The sequence below is a fragment of the Pseudalgibacter alginicilyticus genome (assembly GCF_001310225.1).
GTDB lineage: Bacteria > Bacteroidota > Bacteroidia > Flavobacteriales > Flavobacteriaceae > Pseudalgibacter > Pseudalgibacter alginicilyticus.
Window position 1 is genome coordinate 984,139 of sequence record NZ_CP012898.1, and the last position, 15,887, is coordinate 1,000,025.

18 protein-coding genes are annotated in these 15,887 nt (G+C 29.8%); 8 read left to right on the top strand and 10 right to left on the bottom strand.

All coding sequences use genetic code 11. The features are described 5' to 3' along the window. Nucleotides 1-88: 88 nt before the first annotated feature. Nucleotides 89-754, bottom strand: a complete 666-nt coding sequence (locus APS56_RS04115) for a hypothetical protein (RefSeq protein ID WP_157757600.1) — start codon at nucleotides 752-754, stop codon at nucleotides 89-91. A gap of 4 nt (nucleotides 755-758) precedes the next feature. Beyond that, complete coding sequence (locus APS56_RS04120; protein ID WP_054725026.1) at nucleotides 759-2,063, bottom strand: site-specific integrase; 1,305 nt, start codon at nucleotides 2,061-2,063, stop codon at nucleotides 759-761. A gap of 283 nt (nucleotides 2,064-2,346) precedes the next feature. Here APS56_RS04120 and APS56_RS04125 point away from each other — a divergent pair, with 283 nt between their 5' ends. Genes APS56_RS04125 through APS56_RS04145 form a run of 5 tightly spaced genes read left to right on the top strand, consistent with a single transcriptional unit; the run spans nucleotide 2,347 to nucleotide 7,234 of the window. After that, nucleotides 2,347-3,246, top strand: a complete 900-nt coding sequence (locus APS56_RS04125) for a MerR family transcriptional regulator (protein WP_054725028.1) — start codon at nucleotides 2,347-2,349, stop codon at nucleotides 3,244-3,246. Nucleotides 3,247-3,293: 47 nt separating this feature from the next. Continuing rightward, complete coding sequence (locus APS56_RS04130) at nucleotides 3,294-4,763, top strand: phytoene desaturase family protein (RefSeq protein WP_054725029.1); 1,470 nt, start codon at nucleotides 3,294-3,296, stop codon at nucleotides 4,761-4,763. A gap of 10 nt (nucleotides 4,764-4,773) precedes the next feature. Continuing rightward, the gene (locus APS56_RS04135) at nucleotides 4,774-5,613 is read left to right on the top strand and encodes a phytoene/squalene synthase family protein (RefSeq protein ID WP_054725031.1); all 840 of its coding nucleotides are present in this window, start codon (nucleotides 4,774-4,776) and stop codon (nucleotides 5,611-5,613) included. 10 nt (nucleotides 5,614-5,623) lie between these two features. After that, a complete protein-coding gene (locus APS56_RS04140) occupies nucleotides 5,624-6,073 on the top strand; it encodes a sterol desaturase family protein (protein ID WP_054725033.1) in 450 nt (149 codons plus the stop codon). Between the two features lie 15 nt (nucleotides 6,074-6,088). Beyond that, nucleotides 6,089-7,234, top strand: a complete 1,146-nt coding sequence (locus APS56_RS04145) for a lycopene cyclase family protein (RefSeq protein WP_054725035.1) — start codon at nucleotides 6,089-6,091, stop codon at nucleotides 7,232-7,234. A gap of 16 nt (nucleotides 7,235-7,250) precedes the next feature. Here the strand turns inward: APS56_RS04145 and APS56_RS04150 are convergent, their stop codons facing one another. From APS56_RS04150 to APS56_RS04175, 6 genes are all read right to left on the bottom strand, one after another. Then, a complete protein-coding gene (locus APS56_RS04150; RefSeq protein WP_054725038.1) occupies nucleotides 7,251-8,216 on the bottom strand; it encodes a D-2-hydroxyacid dehydrogenase in 966 nt (321 codons plus the stop codon). Between the two features lie 126 nt (nucleotides 8,217-8,342). Then, complete coding sequence (locus APS56_RS04155; protein WP_054725039.1) at nucleotides 8,343-8,903, bottom strand: TlpA family protein disulfide reductase; 561 nt, start codon at nucleotides 8,901-8,903, stop codon at nucleotides 8,343-8,345. 129 nt (nucleotides 8,904-9,032) lie between these two features. Continuing rightward, nucleotides 9,033-9,464: a DUF5606 family protein gene (locus APS56_RS04160; protein WP_054725043.1), complete on the bottom strand. Its 432-nt coding sequence runs from the start codon at nucleotides 9,462-9,464 to the stop codon at nucleotides 9,033-9,035. A 53-nt stretch (nucleotides 9,465-9,517) separates the two neighbouring features. Further along, on the bottom strand, nucleotides 9,518-10,108 hold the full coding sequence (def, locus tag APS56_RS04165) for a peptide deformylase (protein WP_054725046.1): 591 nt from the start codon (nucleotides 10,106-10,108) through the stop codon (nucleotides 9,518-9,520). Between the two features lie 91 nt (nucleotides 10,109-10,199). Beyond that, on the bottom strand, nucleotides 10,200-10,610 hold the full coding sequence (gene ruvX / locus APS56_RS04170) for a Holliday junction resolvase RuvX (RefSeq protein WP_054725048.1): 411 nt from the start codon (nucleotides 10,608-10,610) through the stop codon (nucleotides 10,200-10,202). A 111-nt stretch (nucleotides 10,611-10,721) separates the two neighbouring features. After that, a complete protein-coding gene (locus APS56_RS04175) occupies nucleotides 10,722-11,009 on the bottom strand; it encodes a hypothetical protein (protein ID WP_054725050.1) in 288 nt (95 codons plus the stop codon). Between the two features lie 295 nt (nucleotides 11,010-11,304). Between APS56_RS04175 and APS56_RS04180 the strand changes: the two genes are divergently transcribed. Genes APS56_RS04180 through APS56_RS04190 form a run of 3 tightly spaced genes read left to right on the top strand, consistent with a single transcriptional unit; the run spans nucleotide 11,305 to nucleotide 13,963 of the window. Next, nucleotides 11,305-12,120, top strand: a complete 816-nt coding sequence (locus APS56_RS04180; protein ID WP_054725052.1) for a 2,3,4,5-tetrahydropyridine-2,6-dicarboxylate N-succinyltransferase — start codon at nucleotides 11,305-11,307, stop codon at nucleotides 12,118-12,120. 7 nt (nucleotides 12,121-12,127) lie between these two features. Then, entirely contained in the window at nucleotides 12,128-13,174 is a 1,047-nt protein-coding gene (locus tag APS56_RS04185) for a glycosyltransferase family 9 protein (protein WP_054725054.1), read from the top strand. Between the two features lie 33 nt (nucleotides 13,175-13,207). Further along, nucleotides 13,208-13,963, top strand: a complete 756-nt coding sequence (locus APS56_RS04190; RefSeq protein ID WP_054725056.1) for a glycosyltransferase family 2 protein — start codon at nucleotides 13,208-13,210, stop codon at nucleotides 13,961-13,963. A gap of 2 nt (nucleotides 13,964-13,965) precedes the next feature. Here the strand turns inward: APS56_RS04190 and APS56_RS04195 are convergent, their stop codons facing one another. Further along, complete coding sequence (locus APS56_RS04195) at nucleotides 13,966-14,982, bottom strand: glycosyltransferase family 4 protein (RefSeq protein ID WP_054725059.1); 1,017 nt, start codon at nucleotides 14,980-14,982, stop codon at nucleotides 13,966-13,968. A gap of 32 nt (nucleotides 14,983-15,014) precedes the next feature. Then, nucleotides 15,015-15,749, bottom strand: a complete 735-nt coding sequence (locus tag APS56_RS04200; RefSeq protein WP_054731147.1) for a lipopolysaccharide kinase InaA family protein — start codon at nucleotides 15,747-15,749, stop codon at nucleotides 15,015-15,017. Between the last annotated feature and the right edge of the window lie 138 nt (nucleotides 15,750-15,887).

A 15,887-nucleotide genomic window follows, 5' to 3' on the forward strand; every position in this document is an offset into this window, starting at 1 on the left:
ATAAGACAAATATATCTTGCAATACTATGTAATTAACTGAATGTCAGTTGTTTAAAATTGTCTTAATTGTTCTAATTAATTAAGACAATTAAACGAGAGTATTTTCTTTAATAATTGCGTCGATTTGCTCTTTGATAATTTTGTAAGTCGTTGGGTCGGGTGTATTATCTCTAAAGAATTTATCAAAGTTTTGTTTTTTTTGTACAATAGGTTCAATTGCTTCTGTAAATGATTCGCGATACTCAATATTTGAAGCTGGCTTTAAGTATAGTCTATCTTTCAATACCATTATTAGATGATTAAAAGTTTTAGCTTCTACACCTTTGTATTTTTCATTTAAAATCTTCAGGAATTTAGCCTTATTTTCATCTAATTGAAATTTATCTAAATACCAAATAGCATTTTTTATTTCGGTTTTTGGTCGTCCACTTCTTTTAGCTGGCTTTGATGGTGTTGGTTCCTCAAACTTTGAAAGTTTATAAAATTCCTCTTTATCAATTAACCAATTTTCTAAAAATTCAATCTTGTGATTAATTAAATTACAAATATTAGAATAATAAGCACCTTCTAAATTTTCATATTCATTTAGTCGTAAATAGATACTAGGTAAATATTCTTTTCTAACATATTTAACAAACTTCTTTTTATTAGGAATATCACTAAAAGTAAAATACATTTTTTCTTCGTAATTATTGTATTGATACCAATCACTAAAAACAACATCTAAAGCTTTATGAAAGTCCTTTATTTTCATATAATTATTGTTTTGCATTTATTAATTGTTCGTAAGCATCAAAGACAAGGTCTTTTTTACCCTTTTGAATATAATTTAAAAATTGCGCTTCTGTGCTGTGATTGGTGATACCTATTAAATAAGTAGTAGGTAATTTACCATAGTAGTTTGTAGAAAAACTCCTACGTCCAATATGACTTGATACAAGTTCCCATTTTTCAAAAGTTCCTTCTAAATCTCTATAATGATTTTTTGTTGGTTTAACTCCTTCAGGTGCTACACAGACACGTTTTTTACCTTTTGTCTTTTTATTAATACCAGCCTTTTCACATACAACTTTTATATAATCGTTATACTTTTGGTCTGATATACGTCTTGGAAATTCCCCGCCTCGTTTATCTAAAACACTCATTACTTCAGGCAATAAAGGAATTGCAGTTTCTTTACCTGTCTTTACTTGTGTAAATTCTATTATAGGAACATTCTTTTCTAATCTTACCATAGATTTATTAAAGCGCATAAAATCACTTACACGCTGGGCTGTATAACAGGATATAATAAGCCAATCCCTTGCATTATCTAGTGATTCTGTTAAACCTTCTAATTCCTGAATTTTAGTTAAATCAGTAAAAGTTAAATACACTTTTGGAAACTTTACTTTCTTAATTGTCAAACCTTCTGTTTCAGGCGAAACCTCTACACCTTTTAACCTAGCGTGTTTACATAATGATTTGATATAAGCAAATTCCCTTTGTGCTGTATTCACCGAATATTGATTTGCTGTATAGTAATCTAATAGCCTATTTTTAAAAGTGCTGTTAACGTCTTTAATTAAATAGTGTTTACCTTGTGAAGCTTCAAATCGTAAAAGTTTATTTTTAATAACACCCCATTTTTTTACAGCGTTTAAACTTAAATCACTTCCCCTGTCGTTTTTATAAAAATCAATATATTCTATAAGGTGTTCAGGAATTACTATTTCAATTTCAGGTTGTGGAGGGTTGTAATACTCGTGCACTGTTTGAAGTAACCATTCTTTATTTATAATTGATTTGTCTTTTACACTTTTATAAGCATCTAAAATATGTTCGCTTATTTCTTTTTTAAGTGTGTCAAGCTTTAACGCTAAACCTTTATTAATTCCTGAAAATTTAGTTCCTGTTTGGTATTTATCCCAAAAAACCTTTAAGACTTCAAATTTAGTAGATGCATAAATAGATTTGCGCTTTTTAGTATCTTCCTTTTTAGTACCTTCTAAGTAAGTAACTAATCTAACTTGAATATTAGCTTCCTTTTTTGTAGAACGGTAAGCAAATGCAATTGTAGCCATTATATGATATATTTGAACATATCAAAGATAATTTATTGTGCACAAATAACACAAAAATTGTGCACACAATTGTTAACAAATGAAAACACCTGAAAAGACAAACAGAACAAAACACCCTATAAAACTTTATTTTACTGCAATTTATAGAATATTAAAAACACTTGAAAATATATGAAAATTTAATTTGTGTTATTCTCGTGCGCACTTATAAATCATTTTTATCCCCCTTTTTTAATTCATTTATTTTTTTTACGTAATATTGTTTAATATTATTTAAAATAAAATGAACAATATTAAGACGCATTTCAGTATTAAGGATTTAGAAAACCTTACTGGGATAAAGGCACATACCATCCGCATTTGGGAAAAGCGTTATAATCTATTGAGCCCAAATAGGTCCGACACTAATATTAGAAACTACAGTTTAGAAAGTTTTCAAAAACTTTTAAACATTTCTTATCTAAACAATAATGGTATTAAAATTTCTAAAATTGCAAGCTTAGAAGAAAATCAAATTCCTATTAAAGTAAGAGAAATAGCTTCAAGAAGTAAAGCAGAAGACTATGCCATAAATGCTTTTAAATTGGCCATGGTAAACTTTGACCAAGTTCTTTTTTACAACACTTACAACAACTTAATTGAAAATAAGTCTTTTAATGACATTTTTTACAACATATTTCTTCCTCTATTAAATGAAATTGGTTTGCTTTGGCAAACAAATACCATTACCCCTGCACACGAACATTTTATTTCCATTCATATAAAACAAAAAATACTTATTAACATTGAACGAATACAAACGTTAGACCCCAAACCAAAATCTAAAACTTTCGTACTCTTTCTACCAGAAAATGAAATACATGACATTGGGCTGCTATTTATTAATTATCAATTAATTAGCAAAGGATATCATAGTATTTTTTTAGGAGGAAACATTCCTATGGAAAGTTTAACAGATCTGTTTACTTTTTTTGATGACATTACTTTTATATCTTATTTTACCGTAAGCCCTGAACTGGATGCCATTCCTAACTACATCAATAAATTTAACAACATGTTGTTAAAAGACAACAAAACAAAACTCCTGCTTTTAGGCAAAAAACTTAATCATCTCAATACAATTGAGCTACCTAAAAAAGTAATACGATACAATTCTATAGAAAGTCTAATTGAAAAATTATAAAAATAAATTATTTTTTGTTTAATTTATTTTTATATTTGTTAAACAAAATGAATAAAACAATATCTATAATTGGCTCAGGTTTTTCTTCACTATCAGCTGCGTGCTATTTAGCTAAAGCTGGCAATGATGTAACTGTATTTGAAAAAAACGAAACAATTGGCGGTCGTGCCCGACAATTTAAAAAAAAGGGATTTACTTTTGATATTGGTCCTACTTGGTACTGGATGCCTGATGTTTTTGAACGATTTTTTTCTGATTTTAATAAACAGCCTTCAGATTATTACACATTAGAAAAACTAAATCCTGCTTACAGTGTTTATTTTGGAAAAGAAGATTATATAACCATTGAAGATACATTAGACAAAATACTAAAAGCATTTGAAGTAGAAGAAAAAGGAAGTTCTAAAAAACTTAAAATATTTATAGAACAAGCTAAAAGCAATTATAACATTGCCATCAAAGATTTGGTTTACAATCCAGGGGTTTCACCTTTAGAACTAATAACTCCTAAAACCATTACAAAACTTAATCAGTTTTTTAGCACCATTAAAAAGGATGTTAGAAAAGAATTTAAAAATGAACGTTTAGTAAAAATTCTTGAATTCCCTGTTTTATTTTTAGGTGCAAAACCTAGCAACACCCCTTCGTTTTATAATTTTATGAATTATGCTGATTTTGGAATAGGAACCTTTCATCCCAAAAAAGGTATGTACCAAGTTATTTTAGCTTTAGAAGCATTAGCTAAAGAATTAGGGGTTAAAATAAAAACAAATGCGCCCGTTGAAAAAATATTAGTTAATGATGATGGTAAAGCTACGGGAATAATTTCCAATAAAACCATTTACAACGCAGATATAGTACTTAGTGGCGCAGATTATCATCACTCAGAAACACTTCTTGATAAGCCTTACAGACAATACTCTGAATTGTATTGGAACAAAAAAACATTCGCTCCTTCTTCATTATTATTTTATATTGGTTTTGACAAAAAGCTAAAAAATGTAAACCACCATACATTATTTTTTGATGTAGATTTTGAAATACATGCCGAAGCCATCTACGACACCCCTAAATGGCCAGAAAACCCATTATTTTACGCAAGTTTTCCTAGCTTAACAGATAATAGTTGTGCCCCAAATGAAAAAGAAGCTGGTATTTTTTTAATTCCATTAGCACCAGGATTAAAAGACACAACTACGCTAAGAGAAACTTATTTCAATAAAATAATAACAAGATTTGAAAACTTAACCTCTCAAAAAGTAAAAAAACACATTATATTTAAGGAATCCTTTTGTGTTAACGATTTTGTAAAAGATTACAATTCATATAAGGGAAATGCATATGGTATGGCAAACACACTCATGCAAACCGCTTTTTTAAGACCTAAAATGAAAAGTAAAAAAGTAAAAAACCTCTTTTTTACTGGTCAATTAACAGTTCCTGGCCCAGGTGTACCGCCTTCACTAATTTCAGGAAAACTGGTAGCTGATTTAATAAAAAAACATCATAGTAACTAATTTTATAAATATGAAAGCTTTATTTGATACCATATCGTATGATTGTAGTAAAATTGTTACTAAAACATATAGTACATCATTTTCATTAGCTACAAAAATGCTATACAAATCCATCAGAAAAGATATTTATAACATCTATGGCTTCGTAAGATTTGCTGATGAAATTGTAGATTCTTTTCATGATTATGACAAAGAAACATTGTTCAACAATTTCTCAAACGATTTAGAAGATGCGCTTCACAATAAAATAAGTCTGAATCCAATACTAAATTCTTTTCAACACACTTACCATCAATATAATATTGATAAAGAACTGGTAGATGCTTTTTTGCACAGTATGCGCATGGATTTACACAAATCAACATATCTTGCAGAATCAGATTTTAAAAAATACATTTATGGGTCTGCTGATGTTGTTGGACTTATGTGTCTTAAAGTTTTTGTGAAAGGAGACAAATCTAAGTACAACGAATTAAAAGAAACAGCTATGGCTTTAGGTTCTGCATTTCAAAAAGTAAATTTTCTTAGAGATTTAAAAGCTGATTTTGATGATTTAAATAGAAGCTATTTCCCTAATATCGATTTAAGTAGATTAGACGAAACCTCTAAAAAAACCATCATTGAAGATATTGAATCCGATTTCAACAAAGGTCTTTCTGGTATAAAAAAATTGCCCATAGAAGCTAAATTTGGAGTTTTTATGGCTTATAGATATTACAGTCAACTACTAAAAAAACTAAAGAAAACGCCTGCTTTACAAATTAAAAATACACGCATTCGAGTTTCTGATCCAAAAAAAATGGAACTTTTAATGCGTAGTTATGTAAAATATCAACTAAATTTAATGTGAAATTAAAATTATGCAAACCCTATTTTGGATATTAATTTTTATTAGTGTTTTTTGCTTTATGGAATTTATGGCATGGTTTACCCATAAATATATCATGCACGGTTTTTTGTGGCATTTACACAAAGATCACCATAAAAAAGATCACAATGGTTGGTTTGAGCGCAATGACGCTTTTTTCTTGTTTTATGCAGCCGTTAGCATACTTTGCTTTTACCTATGGAATTATGAAAATGTGTGGTTCTGTTTACCCATAGCTTTAGGAATTATGGCCTATGGAGCTACCTACTTTTTGGTACACGATATTTTTATCCATCAACGATTTAAAATATTTAGAAATGCAAACAATTGGTATGCTAAAGGTTTAAGAAGAGCTCACAAAATGCATCACAAACACATTGGCAAAAATGATGGCGAATGTTTTGGTATGCTTTTCGTTCCATTCAAATATTTTAAGAAATAAAACCTATTTGTGAATATGATTGATGAATTTCATTTTGATTATATCATCATAGGAAATGGTTTGGCTGGTTTGCAATTGGCACTAAAAATGACTTCTGATTCGTTTTTTGATAATAAGCAAATAGCTTTAATAGATGTTTCAGAAAAAAAAACCAATGATAAAACCTGGAGTTTTTGGGAAACAAAACCTTCACAATGGAATGATTTAACCTACAAAACATGGGAACATGCAACCGTTATAACATCAAAAAAAAATATTGATTTAAATTTAAAACCTTATCAGTATAAATCTATAAAATCTATTGATTTTTACAGACACTCCATATCAAAACTAAAAAAGCATTCTAACATTCATTTTATAAAAGAGAAAGTCTACTCGGTAAATGAAAGTAAGCAAGCACTAGTTAAAACAAATAAAAACACTTACACTTGCAATCATGTGTTTGATAGTAGAATTCCAAATATTTCTTCAGGACAAATTAAAAACTACACTTATTTAATTCAACATTTTAAAGGTTGGGTAATTAAAACCAACACAGCTGTTTTTGATAACAATAAAATCACCATGATGGATTACCGGTTAAAAGATGGTGAACAAACTACATTTACATATATTTTACCTTTTTCAAAAAATGAAGCCTTAATAGAGTTTACTTATTTTACCGAAAACACTGTAACCGAAGCTATTTACGACACATACATTAAAACATATATTGATACGTATTTAAAAATAGAAAACTATACTGTTATTGAAACTGAAATGGGACAAATCCCTATGACCAATTTCCCTTTTTATAAATACAACACAAAAAAGACTACCAAAATAGGCACAGCTGGTGGCTGGGTTAAAGGGTCTACTGGGTATTCATTCAAACATACCGAAAAAAAAGCAGCTATTATTATTGGTAATCTTAAAGCAAACCGAATACCTTCACACAACTTATTTAAAAGTAAATACATGTTTTACGACAAGGTGTTTTTAAAAGTCTTAAAAGATGAAAACTATAAAGGGGAATGGATTTTTCAGCAATTTTATGATAAAAACTCCATACAAACCATGTTTCGCTTTTTAGACGAAGAATCCTCTTTCATTGAAGAAATTAAAATTATGTGGTCTTTATTCTCATGGAGTTTTATTAAAGCTTTTTTTAAAACACTTTAATAAGTAAAAAAGCATGTTATTTATTAACAACATTTATTGGGCTACCATCCAAAAAAGCTTTTAAATTTTCAATCGTTGTTTGCATCAATCTATTTCTGGATTCTTTTGGAGCCCAGGCAATATGTGGTGTGATGATACAATTTTTAGCATCCAACAATGGATTCTCTTTTTCTATTGGCTCTATTGAAACCACATCTACAGCAGCTCCTGCTACTTTTCTTGAGTTGAGAGCATCTTTTAAATCGGTTTCCACAATCAAACCGCCTCTAGATGTATTTATAATCATAACACTATCCTTCATTTTTGATATGTTTTGATGATTGATGATTCCTTCAGTGGCTTCTGTTAAAGGGCAATGTAAACTGATAATATCAGATAACTTTAAAACATCATCCAACTCAGCATATTTACAAGTTTGTGTTTCTAATTCTGACTTTTTACTTCTATTATAAAACAATATGTTCAATCCAAATGCTTGGGCTATTTTTGCTGTAGCCTGCCCTATTTTTCCAAAACCAATAATCCCCATAGTTTTTCCATCAAGTTCTACAAGTGGCGAATTCCAAAAACTAAAATCCAATGATTCTGCCCATTGGCCATTATATACAGCTTTTGAATGATTTCCTATATGATGACACATTTCAAGCAATAAAGCCATAGTAAATTGAGCTACTGCATTTGTTCCATATGTTGGTACATTACTAACCACAATCCCCCTATTTTTTGCGGTTTCAACATCTATAATATTATAACCTGTTGCTAATACCCCAATATATTTTAAATGAGGCACATTAATCAAAACTTCTTTTGGTAGTGGAGTTTTATTCGTGAAAACAATTTCTGCTTCACCAATATTTTTGATGATATTCTGATTATCAATTTTAGTTCGGTCATATACAACCAAATCTCCAAATTGTTCTACTCCTTCCCAACTCAAGTCTCCTGGATTTAACGTGTACCCATCTAAAACCACTAATTTCATTGCTAATATTTTTAATTAAGTAAAGCTATATTAAAATTTAGAAATAGAAAAACTTATAATAATAGAGCCACGGAAAAAGAAACAAGTTTCAAAGCTTTTAACGTTACATTATCAAGTCCAGTTTTGTTATTTTAATAGGTTATCAATAGTATTTCTAACAGAATAACTATTCCAATTAGCTGCACCTGTTTTGTCTATGACTATAGCTCCACTTTGGTCAATCAAAAATGTTCTTGGAATACTGCTCGTTGCTAAATCCTTTGGAACATTTGACAAACTACCATATACTCCAAATGAATACCCCTTACCTTCTATAAATTTATTAATAGTTTCTGAAGATTCATTTGAAACTAATAAGAAAAGTATTTTATCCTGATAATCCTCATACAATTCTTGCAGGCTTGGCATTTCGGCAATACAAGGCGGACACCAGGTTGCCCAAAAATTGACTAAAATCACCTTTCCTTTAGCATCTTCAAAATTAAATAAGTTTCCATTAGCATCAACTAATTTCCAATCATAGTCCCTTAACACCTTTTGTTTTTCATCATTTATAACAGACGGGCTAAATAATGCCAACCCTTTATGAATAAACACTTGAATTGGTTGTCGTGTTTGTGGAATAATTAGTAATAGTAAAATTGCAAAAAAAAGAATATTACTTGTTTTTGGTTTTGAAATTTTCATTCTAATATAATTAAATATGTCATATTAGTCGAAAGTATTACGCAGTAATAACACCTCAAAATATTTAACTAAAGGACAAAAAAAACCTCCCAAAACAGGAGGTTTTATTAGTATTTTAAATTTAAAATTCTATTCTTCTTCGTCTGCTGTTTTTTCAGTATCCGCTTTAGAATCTAATAAATCCAACATATTATGTTCTTGTAATAAATTATACCACTTAATTACTTTTTTTATATCACTTACATACACCCTATCTTCATCATAATCTGGTAATATTTCAAAAAAGTATTCTTCTAATTTATCACTACTATCTTTTGCTTTTACTCGTGTTTGCTCGCCGTTTTCTTTAGTTTTTATACTTGCTAAAACGTTTACCAAAGGCACTTCTTCTGTTAAAGTATAAATAGCTATTTCGCTAAGTACACTTACATTTTGTTGAATACTAATAGAAATACGCTTTTTGTCTAATAAAGATTCAGCAACAAAACCACCTCGTGTTTGTGTTACTAATTTATAAAGTCCAGGTTTTCCTGCAATTGCTAATACTTTTTCTAAGCCCATAATCAATTTTTAAAAGTGGCAAATATCATCTGTTTACAACTGTTTTGCAAATATTATCGCGTCTTTTTTTGTGCAGGAAATCGCATTCTATAATCTACATCTATTTTACCTTTAGAAATATTTATAAGCTTACCTTTTATCAAGCGCTTTTTAAATGCTGATAATTTATCAGTAAACAAAACACCTTCAATATGGTCATATTCATGCTGAATGACGCGAGCAATCCAACCATCAAAAACCTCAGTGTGTGGTTCAAAGTTTTCATCCAGATATTCAATCGTTATTTTGGGTTTTCTAAAAACATCTTCCCTAACATTCGGGATACTCAAACAGCCTTCGTTAAATGCCCACTCTTCCCCCTCTTCTTTAATGATTTTAGGATTTACAAAAACACGTTTAAATGCTTTTAGCTGAGCTTTTTCTTCTTCTGTTAGCTCTTCATCTTCTGAAAAAGGTGTTGTATCAACAATAAACAATCGAATTGACAATCCTATTTGAGGAGCGGCTAGCCCTACTCCATAGGCATTGTTCATAGTATCAAACATATTTGATAAAAGCGTATCAAAATTTGGATATCCTTTTTCAATATCCGTTGCCTTTTTCTTTAAAACAGGGTCGCCGTAGGCTATAATTGGTAAAATCATGAAATTATTTGATTGGTTGCTGCAAAAATACAATTCTTAATTAATATTTAGGAAACGTTTTGATGCTTAAAAAGGCTATAATCAAAAAAAACTACTTTGAATACAAATAACTTTGCAAAATAAGCGTGGCACTAATTTCATCTACCAATGCTTTATTTTTCCGTTGATTTTTCTTGAGCCCACTATCAATCATGGTTTGGAATGCCATTTTAGAAGTAAACCTTTCATCAACACGAACAATAGGAATATGAGGAAATTGCTTTTCTAATTTAACTATAAATGGCGTTATAAGTGCTTCACTTTCAGAGGCCGTATTATCCATTTGTTTAGGTTCTCCAATAACAAACAGTTCAACAGTTTCTTTAGTGGTGTATTCTTTTAAATACTTTATAAGTTCGTTTGTATTTATAGTTGTTAAGCCAGAAGCAATAATCTGTAGCTCGTCAGTTACCGCTATACCGGTTCTTTTCATTCCATAATCTATTGCCAAAATACGAGCCATCCTTTTAATTTTTAACAAAAATAAAGTATTAAAACAAGAAAGACTGCCTTTTCAGACAGTCTTTCTTAAATTGACAATTAACCTTAATTATTAATATTTGAATTTTTATTCTTAAGCTGATTTTTGTTTGTTTATGTTAGGGAATAACAAGCTAATGTTATCTACATTTCTTTCTATGTTTAAGTAAATTCTAATATCACTTGCACTTCTTGCAACAGATTCTTTTACCTTATTAGCATCAATTAACAATGCCTCATTTTCTTTTTCATTTACATCCTCATTAGTTTTAGAAACAGTAACCGTATTGTTTTTTAAAGCCTCTGCACTTACATCATTACTCTGAGCATTTGCAAAAGTAACCGTTAGTAATAAAATTAATAAAGTGTAAATAGTTTTCATTGTTCTTATTGTTTGATGAGACAAATATATATTCTCCAAAGACCTTCAAAACAATAAATTAGTTGTACCTACAAGGAAATTCGATTAGTAGTGAAGCGGCATATTTTCAACGACGAATAGGTAAACATCTTATTTTTAACGACAAAAAACACCTTGAAATGCAGTTCATCTGCTCATTTAATATTTTTAAAGAAAAAACACTAAAATTTAGCTCTCAAAAAACACCAGATATTCGGTCATTTTACATGAAAAATAAAACATAGAATACTATCTTTGCGACAAACATTAAACACCAATGACAGAATTACAGAACATTATAGAAAAAGCTTGGGATAACCGAGACTTATTAAAGAATGACGTTACAACTTCAGCAATTAGAGAAGTTATTGAACTATTAGATAAAGGAAAATTACGAGTAGCTGAGCCTATTGAAGGTGGATGGCAAGTAAACGAATGGGTAAAAAAAGCTGTAGTTTTATATTTCCCAATTCAAAAAATGGAAACTTTAGAAGCAGGTATTTTTGAATACCACGATAAAATGCCTTTAAAAACAGACTATAAAGAACAAGGGGTTCGAGTTGTTCCAGGTGCTTCTGCAAGAAAAGGATCTTACTTATCTCCAGGAACTATATTAATGCCAAGTTATGTAAATATTGGTGCTTATGTAGATGAAGGCACTATGGTTGATACTTGGGCTACTGTTGGTAGTTGTGCGCAAATAGGTAAAAATGTCCATTTATCAGGTGGCGTAGGAATTGGAGGTGTTTTAGAACCTCTTCAGGCTGCTCCTGTGATTATAGAAGACAATGTATTTGTAGGATCACGTTGTATTGTAGTGGAAGGAGTGCATGTTGAAACCGAAGCCGTTTTAGGCGCTAACGTGGTTTTAACAATGAGTACAAAAATTATTGATGTAACCGGAGACACACCTGTTGAAATGAAAGGCCGCGTACCTGCTCGTTCTGTAGTAATACCAGGTAGCTATACCAAAAAATTTGCTGCTGGCGATTATCAAGTACCCTGCGCCTTAATTATTGGAAAACGCAAAGAAAGTACCAATAAAAAAACATCTTTAAACGATGCGCTTCGTGAAAATGATGTTGCTGTTTAAGCTTTAAATGAAAATACTTATCATACAGCAGAAAATGATTGGGGATGTTTTAACATCAAGTATTTTGTTTAAGGCTATTAAAGATGAATATCCAAACGCCGAATTGCATTACTTGATTAACACCCACACATTTTCTGTTGTTGAAAACAACCCCTTTATAGATAAGTTTATTTTTTTTACAAAAAAAGCAGAATCAAATAAAAAGGAATTTTATAGACTTATAAAATCGGTAAAAAAAGAAAAGTTTGATGTTGTTATAGATGTTTACTCTAAACTATCTAGCAACATCATTACTTTGTTTTCTGGAGCAAAAACAAAAATATCTTATTACAAATATTATACTACCTCTATATACAATCACAACATTAAGCGCAAATTAACTACTGCTACAAAAGCAGGATTAGCTATTGAGCATAGGCTGCAATTGCTAAAGCCTTTGGGTATTAACAAAACTTCTGAGATACCTAAAATTTTTATTTCTAAAAAAGAAATTGAAAACAGCCAATCCTTTTTAGAGGAAAGTGGTATCAATTTTGACCAATCACTATACATGATAAGTGTTTTAGGTAGTAGCCTAAACAAAACTTATCCTTTTAAGTATATAGCTAAAGTTATTGATACTGTTGTAGAGGAAACCAACGGTCAAATTTTATTCAATTACATCCCTAACCAACTAACCGAAGCTAAAACCATCTATAATTTATGTAAGCCTAAAAGCCAGAAACATATTTTATTTGATGTATTTGGTGAAAGTTTACGAGATTTTTTAGCAATTACTTATCATTGTGATGCATTAATTGGCAATGAAGGAGGTGCTATAAATATGGCTAAGGCTTTAAACATTAATACATTTGCTATTTTTTCTCCATGGATTGATACAACTACCTGGGGCACTTTTGAAAATCATCATCATATAAACGTGCACTTAAAACACTATAAACCTGAGTTGTATTCTGATAAGATTGAAAAAGACATGAAAAAGGAATCTTTAAAACTTTATGAGGCATTTAAACCTGAGTTTTTTATTGAAAAACTTAAGACTTTCTTAAATTAGCCTTACACTGTTCTTAATAAAAAAACAGAAATAATGACCAAACTTACCGCTATTATTCCCACGGGAAACGAAATACACAATATTGAAGCTGTTGTTGCTTCGGTAAGTTTTGCTGATGAAATTCTGATAGTTGATAGTTTTAGCACAGATGGCACCTATGAAAAAGCATTAGAACTTGATGTGAAGGTTATCAGACGAGATTATGAATATTCAGCATCTCAAAAAAACTGGGCCATTCCACAAGCCAAACATGAGTGGGTTTTATTAGTGGACGCAGATGAGCGTGTAACTCCAGAACTTAAAAATGAAATTTTAGACACCCTCAAAAACCCCAAAGACCATATTGTTGCTTATTGGATTGGAAGACTCAATCATTTTATGGGAGAACCCGTACATTATAGCGGTTGGAGAAACGATTCGGTTATCCGCTTATTTAAACGTGATTTCTGTAAATATGAAGACAAACATGTACATGCTGAAATTATAGCTCAAGGACATATTGGCAAACTAAAAAACAAACTGTATCATAATACCTATATTACTTTTGATAAGTATATTGAAAAAATGAATCGTTATGCCACTTGGCAAGCTAAAGATTATGATACAAAAACGGGTAGGCTAACACCTTATCATTTTGTAGTTAAGCCTTTCTGGGGCTTCTTTAAACATTATATAGTACAAAGTGGTTTTAGAGATGGCGTGGTTGGTTTAACCATTGGCTATATTCAAGGTTATGTTATTTTTATGCGCTATGTGAAAGTTTGGTTATTGAGAAAAAACAGACAGTAAGATTATTTACTTAAAAACAAAGCGTCAATAGTTTTAGCACAATTCTCCCAAGTATAAGGCATTACTGTACTTCTAATATCTGTATCAAGTTCAAAAGCTTTTTCTATTAAAGGAATTACTTCTTTATAAGTAGCTTGTGTATTAAAAATAAAACCATTTACATTATGACTTATTAAATCGGGACAAAAACCTGTATTAGAAGCAACAGGAACACAGTTAGACATCATAGCTTCAAGTACAGGAACAGGGCCACCTTCAAGCGATGAAGGTGATACAAAAACATCTATTTTATTATACAAATCTGGATATGATTCATAAGGTAAGTTATCATAATACGTAAAGTTTGGTAATCGCTTTAATTCATCAAACTTCTCATAATTATCCCATTCTCTTCCTATTAAATAAAATACTCTATCAGGCATATTTTTGACAATATCAAAAATTAAATCAGGGTTTTTACGAGGCCCAAAAATAGAACAAAACCCAATACCTCCATTGCCTCTTTTATGTTCATAAAAAAAGCTTGAAGATGTAGCTATATGTAAAACCTTAAGCAATTGAGGTTTTATACCAATTTCAATTAAATAATCCTTTATAGATGAATTTAAGCAAATAATATAATCAGCCTTATTAAGACACCAAACAACATGAGTTTTAGAGTATTTCTTAGTCCAATTAGGGTGCGTAAACATCACTATGTTTTTCTTATTCAAAATACTTGGCGTACTTCGAATACAACGACAAAAATAATTTTGATAAATATAATAGTAACCATCAGATTCAGGTAAACCTTTTAATTTATCATGAAAGTAAGTATCAGCATTCAACGATGAAAATTTAGAGAGCCTCCTTACTTTAGCTCCAAAAATCCATTCTTTATCTTTTTCCCTAGCTATAAATGTCACTTTTTTAACGGAACCTAATAATGGCGAGGCATCAAACTTTGAGAGTAACATCGCCCATAAATACTTCCATTTATGAAATAGTATAAAATAAAGTTTCTCTCCAAAATCATCCATAATTAAGCTTGTTTAAATCAATATTAATATACTTATTTATAAGATTTCCAGAATTTCAACTTTTTCTTTAATTTCTGCTTACGATGAAATTTATTTTGAAAATTTTTAGTTTCTTCCCACATTAGATTAAAAACCTTATCATATTCTACCCCTAAACATTTGGCATATTCATCACTCATAATTTCTACCATAGATTTATGAGTCGTTAAACGTGCAAAGTTTTTAATCCGTGTTTGAAAATCTAACGGCCCAAAATTCATTCTATTTAAATCAACCAAATAAAATTTATAACTACCTTCCCTCAAAAGAATAAGAGTATTTCCTGGAGAATGATCTAAAAAATGAACATCATTTTCATGCATATTAAAAGTAAAACGTGTAAAAGCTCTTAAAATAGCTTCATGATTTGGATAATTTAAATCATTGTTTAATTCTCTGTATGTTAAATCATAATTTAAATGTTCACTTATATAATAACTCTTTTTAAAAAAAAAAGGAGTAGTATATTCATAATAAGCAATGGGTTGTGGAGTAACAATTTTTAATTTTTTAAGCTTTTTTGCGTATTCAAAAGAACGTTGTGCCTTGCTCTTTCTAAAAAAACGATAAGCTATTTGATTAACAATATTAGGGGTTTTAAACGACTTAACATTGAGCGTTTTTTTCTTAAACTTAAATAGCTTTAAAGTATTGCGGTCTTGATTACCATATTCTTCTCCTTTGGTTTCAAAGTTTTTGATGATATCATCAAAAAAATCTGTTGCCATTAAATATTTCTTTCGAATCTTATGGTTACTTTTCATTAAAAAATTTAGTTCTGTTAAATTAAATACAAACGGTTTATCTATATAAAAATCTTTTATATTTTTATATAAAACAAAGAATGCAAAGATAATAAATACACC